General features: G+C 63.4%; 13 protein-coding genes. 7 read left to right on the forward strand and 6 right to left on the reverse strand.

From position 1 onward, the window contains the following. The first annotated feature begins 67 nt into the window (after positions 1-67). A complete protein-coding gene (locus I6F35_RS27975; RefSeq protein WP_225120884.1) occupies positions 68-952 on the forward strand; it encodes a DUF4231 domain-containing protein in 885 nt (294 codons plus the stop codon). 247 nt (positions 953-1,199) lie between these two features. Next, positions 1,200-2,264: a hypothetical protein gene (locus I6F35_RS27980; RefSeq protein WP_225120885.1), complete on the forward strand. Its 1,065-nt coding sequence runs from the start codon at positions 1,200-1,202 to the stop codon at positions 2,262-2,264. A gap of 339 nt (positions 2,265-2,603) precedes the next feature. Here I6F35_RS27980 and I6F35_RS27985 read toward each other — a convergent pair whose 3' ends face one another. Then, positions 2,604-3,257 (reverse strand): helix-turn-helix transcriptional regulator, encoded by a 654-nt coding sequence (locus I6F35_RS27985; RefSeq protein ID WP_225120886.1) that lies wholly within the window; start codon positions 3,255-3,257, stop codon positions 2,604-2,606. Positions 3,258-3,440: 183 nt separating this feature from the next. On the opposite strand from I6F35_RS27985, the gene I6F35_RS27990 reads away from it, so the two are divergent. Then, positions 3,441-3,785: a DUF952 domain-containing protein gene (locus I6F35_RS27990; protein ID WP_225120887.1), complete on the forward strand. Its 345-nt coding sequence runs from the start codon at positions 3,441-3,443 to the stop codon at positions 3,783-3,785. Next, a complete protein-coding gene (locus tag I6F35_RS27995; RefSeq protein WP_225120888.1) occupies positions 3,782-4,879 on the forward strand; it encodes a quinone-dependent dihydroorotate dehydrogenase in 1,098 nt (365 codons plus the stop codon). The genes I6F35_RS27990 and I6F35_RS27995 overlap by 4 nt, the downstream gene beginning before the upstream one ends. Here I6F35_RS27995 and I6F35_RS28000 read toward each other — a convergent pair. The 5 genes from I6F35_RS28000 to I6F35_RS28020 form a co-directional block, all read right to left on the reverse strand. Beyond that, on the reverse strand, positions 4,851-6,197 hold the full coding sequence (locus I6F35_RS28000; protein ID WP_225120889.1) for an MATE family efflux transporter: 1,347 nt from the start codon (positions 6,195-6,197) through the stop codon (positions 4,851-4,853). The two genes, I6F35_RS27995 and I6F35_RS28000, sit on opposite strands and share 29 nt — an antisense overlap. Before the next feature lie 2 nt (positions 6,198-6,199). Next, positions 6,200-6,934 (reverse strand): MBL fold metallo-hydrolase, encoded by a 735-nt coding sequence (locus tag I6F35_RS28005; RefSeq protein ID WP_225120890.1) that lies wholly within the window; start codon positions 6,932-6,934, stop codon positions 6,200-6,202. A 12-nt stretch (positions 6,935-6,946) separates the two neighbouring features. Then, positions 6,947-7,252, reverse strand: coding sequence for a DUF6460 domain-containing protein (locus I6F35_RS28010; protein WP_225120891.1), 306 nt, complete (start codon positions 7,250-7,252; stop codon positions 6,947-6,949). 83 nt (positions 7,253-7,335) lie between these two features. Continuing rightward, positions 7,336-9,003 carry an ATP-dependent DNA ligase gene (locus I6F35_RS28015; RefSeq protein ID WP_225120892.1) on the reverse strand — a complete coding sequence of 556 codons (1,668 nt, stop codon included), beginning with the start codon at positions 9,001-9,003 and terminating at the stop codon, positions 7,336-7,338. Further along, on the reverse strand, positions 9,000-10,040 hold the full coding sequence (locus I6F35_RS28020; RefSeq protein WP_225120893.1) for a ligase-associated DNA damage response exonuclease: 1,041 nt from the start codon (positions 10,038-10,040) through the stop codon (positions 9,000-9,002). Before I6F35_RS28020 ends, I6F35_RS28015 begins: the two co-directional genes overlap by 4 nt. Positions 10,041-10,184: 144 nt before the next feature. Here I6F35_RS28020 and I6F35_RS28025 point away from each other — a divergent pair, with 144 nt between their 5' ends. From I6F35_RS28025 to I6F35_RS28035, 3 genes are all read left to right on the forward strand, one after another. After that, positions 10,185-11,111, forward strand: coding sequence for a methyltransferase domain-containing protein (locus I6F35_RS28025; RefSeq protein ID WP_225120894.1), 927 nt, complete (start codon positions 10,185-10,187; stop codon positions 11,109-11,111). Between the two features lie 285 nt (positions 11,112-11,396). Beyond that, a complete protein-coding gene (locus I6F35_RS28030; RefSeq protein ID WP_225120895.1) occupies positions 11,397-12,623 on the forward strand; it encodes an ABC transporter substrate-binding protein in 1,227 nt (408 codons plus the stop codon). A 253-nt stretch (positions 12,624-12,876) separates the two neighbouring features. Further along, a partial coding sequence (locus I6F35_RS28035) for a hypothetical protein (protein ID WP_225120896.1) occupies positions 12,877-13,164 on the forward strand: 288 nt, incomplete at its 3' end.

Here is a 13,164-nt window from a genome sequence, read left to right on the forward strand (position 1 = left end):
GTCGTCACCAGAATCAGCCAACCGTCCTACTTGGTGCTTGCCTCCTATTCAGTCGCTGGAGGAAATGATGATAGCACTGACCGAAACGGCAGATCGGCAATTGGTGTGGTCGAAGACAGCCGGAGCACTTAAGAAGAATGTCGATCTCGCTCGATGGTCGACATTTCTCCTTTCAATTCTTGGCGCACTGCTAACTACAATTGCTGGCCAGCTAGATCAGCCTCGGCCTCGACTTTACCTCGCGATTGCTGGCGCGGTTGTCCTTGCGATCATGACTTTTCTATCATCTCGTCTTCTCAGCGGCACGCAAGTCACAGATTGGATCCGCGCGCGAGCGGCTTCCGAAGCGCTTAAACGAGAAGCTTACAAATACGCGGCGCGCGCCGCGCCTTACGAAGACCCGATGAAGCGAGACGCTGTCCTGAACGATGAGCGTGACCGCATCGAACAAGATGTAGACGATCTTGCCGGCTTACAGGTCGCGACCGCCGAGCCCAGCACCTTGCCGCTTGAAGACTTGACACGAGCCGAGTACTTGAAGCGCCGGGTTCGTGAACAGATCAGTTACTATCACGACAAAGCTGGCGCGAGCCGGCACGTAGCAAAGATAATGCGATGGTCTGAATTTATGTTGGCACTCGCGGCGACTGTCATCACTGCAGGCGTTGGGATAGCCGGCAAGGAAGTGTTTGGTGTTAAGTTCGACTTCGTGACTATCACCGCCGTCCTCACAACCATCACGGGGGCAATTCTCGCCCATATTGAGGCATCTCGCTACGATTTCTTGGTGACGACCTACCACGCCACCGCGCGGCGCTTACAGAGTGAACTCGCCAAGATGGATGATCCGGACGGCATGTCCACTGAGAACTGGTCTACTTTTGTGCAGCACTGCGAATCGATTCTTTCGGAGGAAAATACGAATTGGGCGGCCAAATGGACGAAGCCATAGCGCTTTGCGGGGCGATTATTAATAGTAAGTTGTGGAGGCGCACACCTCCGACGCTTGATACAGAGCCGCAAGGATCAACAGACAAGAAGTGCCATCGCCGCCTGAGTGGTGACGGCCGCCGATCGAGCCAAAGCGTGTGCACCGTGCGTCCGGATGTTTGAACCTCCCACTTTGAACGATAACTAGGAAATTGAACATGCCTGCTGACGGATGACTGCCTCGTAGGAACAAACGGCGAGGATCAACAATGTTTCAGGAAGAGTACGCCAGACTGGCAAAGAGCGTGGACAACATATCCGAGGAACAGGCGAAGCAGATCATCGGTAGTGTTCTTGCCAAGCTTAAAGAGGAAGCTCGCGCCATCATAGTGGACGTTTGGGTGCGTGAGACTGGGCAAGGAGGCGTCGACATATTAGTTCCGTACCTCCGGCGAAGTGATCCGCACGTGCCAGGGACGCAAAACATAGCTTTGACTGAGAAAGCCACAGGGCTCCTAGTTTGGGTGGCTGAGACACAGAAACCCGTTTGGCTCCATGATATACCGGTACAGGCAACATCCGCCGTAAATCGCCTCACAGGGCAGGTAGTCGAAGGACGCCATTTTAATCTATACGATGGGACACGGGCTTTTGCTGCCGTCCCTATTCGTTATCGGGGCCATTTTGCAATATTGACTATCGAGGTTGCGGTGGCGAGCGTGCTGCAAAGCTTTCATATTGACCTTATGAAGGCTCTATCAGAGCCAACAGGAATATTGATCTGGAAGTCGGGGGTGTCGGAGGCAATCAGGATGCAGACGAATGAAGCAATACAAGAATTCCGGGACGTGAGTGGCGGCTTGGCACCAACGTTGAACCCGTATCGTACAGGCTTCATTGCTAGACCTTTCGATCACAAGTTCGACTACATCAGCAACGCCATAGAAACAGTTTTCGGGAGGAAACGCATTCGAACAGCCACGTATCGGAGCGTAGCTGGCAGCGCTCTGATCGTGAGCGAGATGCTGGTCCAAATCAACTCAGCGCACTTTGGCGTGGCAGACATCACGTCGCTAAACAGCAATGTGCTGTTCGAAATCGGCGCAATGATCGCGATCGGAAAGCCGCTGGTCATTATGCGGAACAAAACCGATGAAGCGCCACTCCCGTTCGATATTGCTGGTTATGATTGTTATACTTACGTTGTTGCAGGAGATAACATCGTCATTTTTGATGCCACCTCCCAGACTCCACTCGAGGAATTCATGGCTAATTTCATTTCTGAAAGACTGGTAATGGACAGAGCATTCAGGGACGCTAAGGAGTATGTCTGAACGTCAGATCTGCAGAAGAGCAGTAGCTGCGCGATCCGATTCATGCCCTGTCCATGGTCCTCTCCCGTTTGAATCGGAAAGCTCGGACTGCGCGTTCGATCTTCGCTTGTCCCCTATAGCGATGCGAAAGCAAACGTGCATGCAAGTCGGCTTCGGGTCATTTGCTACGAGGGCAAGCCGCTGGCAGGCGCGGCCTTGTGTATTATTCCGCTGAAGCGGAAGCAAATCCAGAACATTAGCGCAGCCCCTACGGATGTGATTCAAGCTACGAAGTTGTAGCACCCGAAACCGGGTTCGACATATCAAGCGTGCGCGGAGCCGCAGCATCAGCCCCAGTCCTCAGTGCCTCACCCACACGATCCGCGCGATCCACGCCACGTCTTCGGCGGCGAGCGTGCGATCCGCCTCCGCCGGATTGAGCGACTGCAATTCGAGCGTCTTCGCGGTGCGGCGTTTGCACTCGCTCACCAGCATCTCGCCGGCCTTGGTCCGCACCACCACGCGGTCGCCGCGGCGGATCGGGGTTGCCGGCGACACCAGGACGATGTCGCCGTCGCGGAAGACGGGCCGCAGCGTGTCGCCGGAGATTTCGAGCGCGAAAGCGTGCTCGTCGGGGATCGCGGGCAGTGCCACTTCGTCCCAGCCTTTGCCGGTCGGAAAACCGTTGTCGTCGAACGCATCGCTTGCTGCGGCCTCGGCAAGGCCGATCAGCGGCACTGAAGGGCCGCGTCCGCCGCCATCGCCGATCAACTGCACGAACGTGTCGATGGAGGTGTTGGTCGCAGCGAGCGCCTTGGCGACCGATTCGGTGGAGGGCCACCGTTCGCGGCCGTCGGCGGTGATGCGCTTGGACTTGTTGAAGGTCGTGGGGTCCAGCCCGGCGCGCCGGGCAAGTCCGGACGGCGACATTCCGGCGCGCTCGGCAAGCCGGTCCAGCGCGGCCCAGACCTGGCCGTGGGTGAGCAGGCGCGAATGCTTGGGCGGTTTGACCATCGGAAATCCGCCATTCGGGTTTAGGAATTATTGCCGGAACCCGCAGCTTTCCGCAAATGTCCCCAATCGGCCCTGCTGTGGTGCTTGAGTTGCGCTGCGGGCGCCGATACGGTCCCTCGCTGGCCCAGCCAGCCTCGGGAAAACCCCAACAGACTCAAGCGACAAGCAAGGGACACCGGAAAGGTGCGCACGATCTATAAAATCAGCCCTGCCTCGGCCTGGCGCGAGGCCGAGCGGGCCGGCGTCTACCAGGGTAGTGCCGACGATCTGCGCGACGGGTTCATCCACTTCTCCACGGCTTCTCAGGTTGCTGGAACGGTAGCCAAGCATTTTGCGGGCCAAACCGGCCTGTTTTTGATCGCGGTCGACGCCGACGCGCTGGGTGATGCCCTGCGCTGGGAGCCCTCCCGTAACGATGAATTGTTCCCGCATCTCTACGGCGAGCTCGATCTCGGCGCCGTGACCGCGGTCTATGACCTGCCGGCGCGCGCCGATGGCACGCATGTGATCCCGGAGCAACTGCCGTGATCCGCGCCTTCGATGCCGTCTCGCTGCCGCTCTTGCGCTGGCTCGATCCGGAGGACGCCCACCGGCTGGCGATCCAGGGTCTGCGCTTCCTGCCGCCGATCCGCCAGCGGCTGGATGACCCGAAGCTCGCGGTGCGCGCGTTCGGATTGAATTTTCCCAATCCGGTCGGCATGGCCGCGGGCTTCGACAAGAACGCCGAGGCGCCCGACGCGCTGCTCAAGCTCGGCTTCGGCTTTGTCGAGATCGGCTCGGTGACGCCGCTGCCGCAGTCCGGAAACCCGAGGCCGCGGCTGTTTCGGCTGGAGCGGGACGAAGCGATCATCAACCGCATGGGCTTCAACAATGACGGCGCGGCCGCGGTGCTGCGACGGCTCGCCGGCCGCGCACATCTTTCCGGCATCGTCGGCGTCAATGTCGGCGCCAACAAGGATTCACCGGATCGTACCGCCGACTATGTGAAGCTGATCGAGACCTTTGCCCCGGTCGCGAGCTACTTCACCATCAACGTGTCGTCGCCGAACACGCCAGGCCTGCGCAATCTGCAGCAATCGGCGGCGCTCGACGACCTCCTGGCGCGCGTCATCGATACGCGCGAGCGGGTGCGGAAGAATGCCGGCGACTCGCCGGTGCTGTTGAAGATCGCGCCGGACCTGAGCCTTGCCGAGCTCGACGATATCGTCCACATCGCGCGCTCGCGGCGGGTCGACGGCATGATCGTCGCCAACACCACGCTGGCGCGGCCCTCGGCCTTGCGCGAGCAGGTCCGCACCAAGGAGCAGGGCGGTCTCTCGGGGCGGCCGCTGTTTCGGCTGTCGACGCGGATGGTGGCCGAGACCTACGTGCGCGCGGAGGGCGCGTTTCCGTTGATCGGCGTCGGCGGCATCGATTCCGGCGGCGCCGCGCTGACAAAAATTCGCGCCGGCGCCAGCCTGATCCAGCTCTATTCATCGCTGGTGTACAAAGGCCTCGGCCTCGTCGACGACATCAAGCGCGACCTCTCCTCGACGCTGCTGCGCACCGGCCGCGAGTCGCTGTCCGAAATCGTCGGCGCCGACGCCGCCACCATCACGGCCGAGGACTGGCCGGTCCGGTAGCGAACGACGCCCTGAACAGCGCCGGATAGCGCAGCGCCTCCAGTCCGCCGCGGGCGGCGTAATGCACCAGCAGCGCGGTCCACAGCCCGGCATTGCCGAGCGGACGCAAGAGGAACCAGGCCGCGAGGAAGATCAGGAGCGACAGCACCATCAGGTTGCGCATGTCGCGCGCCCAGGTCGCGCCGATATAGACGCCGTCATAGGCGAAGGCGAACACGGCGAGCAGCGGCGACAGGATCACAAACAGCAGGAACGCGCGCGCGGCCTGCCGCACCTCCGTGCTGGCGGTCATGATATCGATCAGTGCCGGCCCGAACAGGAAGAACACCACCATCACCGCCAGCGCGAACGCAAAGCCCCAGACCACGACCAGCCGCACCGCGCCGGCAAACGCGTAGCGGTCGCGCGCGCCATAGGCGCGACCGCAGAGCTGCTCGGCGGCATTGGCGAGGCCGTCGAGGAAGAAGGCGCTGACCAGGAGGAAATTGTTGAGCAGGGCATTCGCTGCCAGCGTGACGTCGCCGGCCCGGGCGCCTTGCGCGGTGAAGAACAGGAACGCGGTGATCAGCGCCGCGGTGCGGATCATGATGTCGCGGTTGACCGCAAGCATCCGCATCAGCTTGTCGCGCGCAAACAGCGTGCCGGGCGGGACGTCGAGCTTGTCGCCGGTGAGATGCCGCGCAATGAAAATTCCGAGCACAAGCCCGGCCGTTTCCGCGATCACGGCGGCGATCGCCGCGCCGGCGATGCCGCGATCGAACACCAGCACCAGCAGCACGGTTGCGGCCATGTTGACGACGTTGATTGCAATCTGCGTCGAGAGCGCCAGCGTCGCCCGCGCCTGGCCGATCAGCCAGCCGAGCACGACGTAGTTCGCAAGCGCGAGCGGCGCCGACCAGATGCGGATCAGGAAATAGGTTTTTGCCGCCGCCGTGACACCCTCGCTGCCGCCCATCGCCCCGAGCAGGATCGCGGAAAGCGGCAGTTGCAGCGCGATCAGCGCTGCGCCGATCACCGCCGCGACGATGAAGCCGCGCACCAGGATCGCGCGGAGTTCCTGCGTCTCGCCGGCGCCGAGCGACTGCGCGGTGAAGGCGACCGTGCCCATACGCAGGAACGCGAACAGCCAGAACATGCAGTCGAACAGCACCGAGGCCATCGCGACGCCGCCGAGCAGCGCCGCATCGTCCAGCCGTCCGATCGCGGTGGTGGAGACGATCCCGATCAGCGGCGTCGTCAGGTTGGCGACCATCGCGGGCCCCGCGATGGCGAACACCTGTCTCGACGTCACCGCGGTGGAAGGGCTTGGCGCATGCATGTTCAGAACACGACCACCATGCCGTCGCTGGCGGTGGTGTAGGGCAGCTCGTCCGCGCGCGCGAGCATGTCGTCGCTCATATGAGTCAGCACCAGCCGCCTGGCGCCGATCTCGGGCAGATGCGCCTCCAGCGTCTTCAGGCTGAGATGGTTCTTGACGACCTTGTCGTAGGTATAGGCTTCGGCGATGAACAGATCGGCGTTCTGCGCCGCCGGGATCAGCGTCTCCGTCCATTCGGTGTCGGCGCTGTAGGTGATGACGCGGCCCTCGGCCTCGATCCGGTAGGCCAGAAATGGCCCGCCGGAGTCGCCGTGCACCACCGGATAGGGCGTCACCGTCACTGCGCCGAAGCTGCGGCTTTGTTCCGGCACCAGCGGAACCACGGAGAGATCGAAGCGCTGCCTGGTCTTCGACGAATGTTCGAACAGTGCCTCCATCACCTGTGGCAGCCGCGTCTCGATACCCTGCGGCCCGGCGATCACGAGCGGACGGCTGCGCCGCGAGAACTGCGCATCGAGCAGGAAAAACGGCAGGCCTGCAAAATGATCGCCGTGGAAATGCGTGATCAGGATCAGATCGATCTCATCGCGCACGATCTCGAGCCGCTTCAATGCCGGCAGCGAGGACGCGCCGCAATCGATCAGGAAATTGACGCTGTTGCCGGTGACGTGGAAGCAGGTGTTGGCGCGGCCGCCGGAGCCGAAGGCGTCACCGCAGCCGACAAACCGGAGTTGCATCGTCTGCGCCCGCTAGCGGCCGCGCGGCGCGCCGAACAGCCGCGACAACAGCCAGACCGGAATCACGATCACGGCGCCGAGCAGGAAGTAGCGCCACAGCCAGTTGATGGTATCGAAGCCGAGGTCCCACAATCGCTGGAACAGCATGCGGATGCTGTGGATGATATTCCAGGGATCGAATCCAACAGCGGCGAGCACGACGCCGACCAGGATCGACAGCAGGATCAGCCGGAAGGCGACCGACAGCGGCGAGCCGCCGAGAAAGCGGTATAAACCGTCATTCTGGCCGGCCGGCAGGTCACGGACGTCGTCAGGCATTGCTGTCTCCTTGCGGGCATTACCCGGCGCATTATAGGCACGGCGGACCACATGGGGAACCCGCGCGGCGCCGTCAATAGCTGTCATGCGGGCGGAACCTGATTCGCCGTCTCGCTCTTCAGCATCCGCTCCAGCGTCTCCAGCCGGTCGGCCTCGCGGGGCGGCTTGTCCCAGCGCAGCCGGTTGATGCGCGGAAACCGCATCGCGACGCCCGATTTGTGCCGCGGCGAGCGCGCCAGTCCCTCGAACGCAACCTCCAGCACCAGACCCTGGTCCGGCTCGTGCACGACGTGGCGCACGGGTCCGAATTTCTCGGTGGTGTTACGGCGGACGAAGCGGTCGATCTGCAGCAGCTCCTCGTCGGTGAAGCCGAAATAGGCCTTGCCGACCGGCACCAGTTCATCGCCGCTTTCTCCGTTGGTCCAGACGCCGAAGGTGTAATCGGAATAATAGGACGAGCGCTTGCCGTGGCCGCGCTGCGCATACATCAGGACCGCATCGATGATGTGCGGATCGCGCTTCCACTTCCACCATTGTCCCTTCGGCCGGCCCGGCAGATAGGGCGCATCGCGCCGCTTCAGCATCACGCCCTCGACCGCCTCCGCATCCAGTCCCGCGCCGGCGCCGGCAGGATCGGCGCGCGCCGCGGTCAGCGCGGCCCAGTCGGTGAAGGGGACGGTCGGCGACAGGTCGATGCGCGGATCGGCGAGCTTCTTGATGAAGCTTTCCAGATGCGCGCGGCGCTCCTCGAACGGCAGTTCGCGCAGGTCGTTCTCGTCGTCGCCGAGCAAATCATAGGCGCGCAGATGGATCGGATAGTCCTTCATCAGTTTCGGCGAGACCACCTTTCGATTCAGCCGCTGCTGCAGCACGTTGAAGGTCTGCACCCGTCCATCGCGCAGCACCAAGAGTTCGCCGTCGATCGCGCCGGGCAGATGCAGCGACGGCAAGAGATCCGGAAAGCTCCTGGTGATGTCCTCGCCGCTGCGCGAATAGAGCCGCACCTGCAAGCGCCCGTGTTCGTCGCGGCCTGAGACCGCCTGCACGCGGATGCCGTCCCATTTCCATTCGGCGATGAAATCCGCCGGATCGAGATTGCCAAAGTCCGCATCCTCGATCGCATGCGCCAGCATCACCGGACGGAACGGCGCCGGGTCGCGGTTGACGGGCTTTTCGGCGCGCGCCTCGAGCCAGGCAAACAAATCAAGATAAGGCGGGGCCAGCCCCGGCCACATCAATTCGATCTCGTGCGGGTCCTTGTCGCCGAGCGCGGCGGCCGCGGTCTTCGCCAGCCGCGCCGAAATCCCGATCCGCATCGCGCCGGTGACGAGCTTTAGCAGCGCCCAGCGCCCGGTCTCATCTAACTCGTCGAGCCAGCGTGCAAGCTGCGCCGGCAATTCGGTCTTGCCGAGCGTGCGCAGCGTGGTGACGACCTCGGTCAACGTCGGCGGCGGCGGATTGTTGTGGCCGGCCAGCGCCACCTTCGGCCACATCAGTGCCACCGTTTCGGAGAGATCGCCGACGTAATCATAGGAGAATCCGAACAGCACCGGATCGGTGCGCTCGATGATCAGGTCGCGGATCAGGCCCGGTTTGGCGTGCTTGAACGACAGCGCGCCGGTGAGCGCCGCCAGCGCATAGCCGCGATCGGGATCTTCGGTGTCGCGCAAGTAAGCCGTGAGTAATTTAAGCTTGTTGTTGCGGCCGGGCTCATAGGCGAGGCGGTCCAGGAGTTCGGCGAAACGGTTCATGCGCCGCCTTCCTCGCCCTCGAGCACGACCTCCGTCTCCTCCTCGTCGCCATAGCCGACGAGATCGAGCGGCCGCGCGGCAAGCCCCTTGCTCTTGCACCAATGCACCAGCGCATCTTCCTGGCCGTGCGTCACCCAGACCTCGCCGGCGCCGGTGGCGCCGATTGTCGCGGTCAAGCCATCCCAGTCGGCATGGTCAGAAATCACCAATGGCAGTTCGACGCCGCGCTGTCGCGCCCGGGCGCGCACCCGCATCCAGCCCGAGGCGAACGCGGTGACCGGATCGGGAAAGCGCCGCGTCCAGATGTCCGATGTCGCCGTCGGCGGCGCCAGCGTGATGGTGCCGGCAAGCTCGGCCTTCTTCATGCCGCGGACGGGGCGCAGCTCGCCGAGCGCCACCCCGCGGCTCTCGTAATAACGGGTGATCTTTTCCATCGCGCCATGCAGATAGATCGGCGCGTCATAGCCGGCCTCGCGGAGCAGCGCGATCACGCGCTGCGCCTTGCCGAGCGAATAGGCGCCGACCAGATGCGCGCGCTCCGGAAACAGCGCCACGGATGCCAACAATTTCTTCACCTCGTCGGCCGCATCGCCGTGCCGGAACACCGGCAGGCCGAAGGTCGCCTCGGTGATGAAGACGTCGCAGGGCACGAGTTCGAACGGCGCGCAGGTCGGATCCCGCGCGTCCTTGTAGTCGCCGGAGGCGACGATGCAGAGGTCTCTGCAACTGACCGCGATCTGCGCCGAGCCCAGCACATGGCCGGCGGGGTGGAATTTCACCGTGACATCGCCGAGCCTGATCTCCTCGCCATAGCGGACCGCCTGCGTCGAGCCGGCGAAATTGTCGCCGTAGCGCAGCCGCATCATGTCGAGCGTTTCCTGCGTCGCCAGCACCGCGCCATGGCCGGCCCGCGCATGGTCGGAATGGCCATGGGTGATGATCGCACGCTCTACGGAGCGGACGGGATCGATATGGAAGCCGCCTGGCTTGCAGCAGAGACCGGCGGCAACGGGCATCAGGATGTCCTGGGGACGCATGCCGCAATATATAAGTCCGCCTAATCCGATTTTTAGCCGTCATGCGCGGGCTTGACCCGCGCATCCATCTCTCTAAAGATTCGATCTTTCTTTTGATGGATTGCCGGGTCGAGCCCGGCAATGACGGATTTGGTTCCCCAAGCGATGCCTGGACGTCTCTTCCTGTCCTCCGGCGATCTCGTCGCCGACCGCCGCTACCAATTCGCTCGCGACCTGCAATTGCGCGGTGATCTCGCCGCCGCCGCCGACCTGCTCGAGCAGGCGATCGAACTCGCGCCGCACTTCGTCTCCGCCTGGTTTGTGCTCGGCGAGATCCGCCAGGCGCGCGGCGAACGCGAGGCGGCGATCACGGCTTTCCGCCGCGCCCGCGATGCCGATCCGGAGGATCGTCACGGCGCCAGCCTGCATTTGATGCAGCTCGGCGCGGAAGGACTGTCTGACATGCCGAAGGCCTATGTGCAGGCGCTGTTCGATCAATACGCGCCGCGCTTCGACGAGGCCCTGCTGCACGATCTCGGCTATCGTGGCCCGTCGCTGTTGTTCAAGGCAGTGCTGTCCGCGCGCGCTGCCGCGAAGAAGCCGGCCTTCTTCAAGCGGGCGATCGATCTCGGCTGCGGTACCGGGCTTGGTGCTGCGGCCTTTGCCAAAAACGTCGATCGCTTCATCGGCATCGACCTGTCCCCGCGCATGATCGAGCAGGCGCGCGCAACGGGCCTCTATGCCGAGCTCGAAGTCCGGGACATGCTGAACGGCCTGCGCGCCAAGGATGACGCCAGCGCCGATCTGATCCTCGCGGCCGACGCCATGGTCTATGTCTGCGACCTCGCGCCTGTCTTGGCCGAGTCCGCGCGCGTGCTCGCACCCGATGGCGTCATCGCCTTCACGGTCGAGACGCATGAGGGCGAAGGCGTCGTGATCGGCGATGGCCTGCGTTACGCGCACGCCGCGCCTTACATCCGCGCCACGCTCGAGGCCGCAGGCTTGAAGTTGTCGGCATTGCAGGCCGCGTCCTCGCGCAACGAAGGCAAGGTGCCCGTCCCAGGTTTGGTCGTGGTCGCAAGCAAGATGTGAGGTTACTTCACCTCTCCCGCTTGCGGGAGAGGTCGGCGCGTAGCGCCGGGTGAGGGCTCTCTCCTCACGGAAAGTCCCATCGTGGAGACACCCTCACCCCAGCCCTCTCCCGCAAGCGGGAGAGGGAGTGCGGACGCCGTCGCGAGCAAAACTTGAGTCTAGGCGCTATCTTTTCCGCTGAGCGGAACCATTCCAAGCGGCATTGCGTCGCAAAGCAACAAGTTCGGTATTGCCGACCAAAGCGGAATGTTGCTCATTGTTGCGGTCTAGGGAGAGGCAACAACAATGAAGAAGCAATCAAGGCGCGAGTTCTGCGCCAGCGCCATCAGTGCATTCGCTGCATCCGTTTTGCCGGCGCCTTACGTCTGGGCGACCGAAAAGAAATACGATCCTGGCGCGAGCGATACCGAGATCAAGCTCGGCCAGACCGTGCCGCATTCCGGCCCCGGCTCGCTCTACGGCGTGCTGGGCCGCGTCGGCGAGGCCTATTTCCAGATGCTGAACGAGAAGGGCGGCATCAACGGGCGCAAAGTCAAGTTCTTCACCATGGACGATGCCTATAGCGCGCCGAAATGCGTCGAGGCGACGCGCCGCCTGGTGGAGCAGGAGGAAGTGCTGGCGCTCTACGGCTCGCTCGGCACCGCGCCGCAGACCGCCGTGCACAAATATCTCAATTCCAAGGGCGTGCCGCAGTTGCTGCTCAACACCGGCGCGTCGAAATGGAATGACCCGAAGAATTTCAAATGGACCATGGCCGGCCTGCCGCTCTATCCGACCGAAGCGCGCATCCTGGCCAAACACGTCGTCAGCGTGAAGCCGAACGCAAAAGTCGGCATCCTCTACCAGAACGATGATTTCGGCCGCGACTTCCTGGGGCCGTTCAAGAAGGTGCTGGCGGATGCCGGCGGCAAGGCGCAGGTGATCATGGAGCAGACCTATGATCTCACCGATCCGACCGTCGATTCCCAGCTCATCAATCTCTCGAAATCCGGCGCCGACGTCTTCTACAACATCACCACGGGCAAGGCGACGTCGCAGTCGATCCGCAAGGTGGCCGAGCTCGGCTGGAAGCCGCTGCATCTGCTGTCGGCGGGCTCGACCGGCCGCTCGATCCTCAATGCCGCGGGGCTGGAGAACGCCACCGGCATCGTCGCGATCCGCTACGCCAAGGAAGTCGGTGTTCCCCGCTTCGAGAAGGATCCGGACGTGCTCGCCTTCGAGGAGCTGCGCAAGAAATATCTGCCCAATGTCGATCCTGACAACACCATTGCGTTCGCCGGCTACGGCCAGGTCGCAAGCATGGCCGAAATCCTGCGCCGCTGCGGCGACGACCTCACCCGCGCCAACGTGCTGAAGCACGCCACCACGCTGGCCGGCTTCCACTCGCCCTACTTCCTCGACGGCGTCAATTTCAGCTACACGCCCGACGACTACACGCCGATGAAGACGCTCTACATCTCGACCTTCAACGGCAAGGATTGGGACATCTCCGACAAGCCCGTGACGGAGTAGAGGAAGGGTAGGGCGGGCGCCACATCTCCGCTGTCGTCCGCGCGAAAGCGGGGACCCATAACCCCAGGCAGTTGTTGTAGCGCAAGCAAGCTGTTGTAGCGGAGCACACCACAAGGGCCCGTGGTTATGGGTCCCGGCTCCCGGCTACGCCAAGGCTTCGCCGCGGCGCGGCAAGGCCGGGACGACAGCGGTGGGCCTGGCGGGCGACTCGCGCCCCTCGACGAAGCGTCCCCGAGGGCATAGCTGTAATGCCGTGCCGCCGCTCGCCCAGCCCGCGGCCTCGACCGAGGCCGAATCCCTCCTGCCTCTCCGCTTCCAGAAATGGTTCGCGGCCCGCGGCTGGTCGCCGCGCGAGCACCAGCTCGCGCTGCTGGCAAAAGCGCGCGAAAATCGCTCGGCACTGCTGATCGCGCCCACTGGTGCGGGCAAGACGCTGGCGGGATTTCTGCCGACACTGGTGGAACTCAGCGCCGGTGCCGCCCACCTCCCCCTGAAAGGGGGAGGTCGACACCCTCGGCAGCGCACTTGCGCGCCTGAGGGT

This window comes from Bradyrhizobium sp. BRP22 (genome assembly GCF_020194175.1).
Taxonomy (GTDB): domain Bacteria; phylum Pseudomonadota; class Alphaproteobacteria; order Rhizobiales; family Xanthobacteraceae; genus Bradyrhizobium.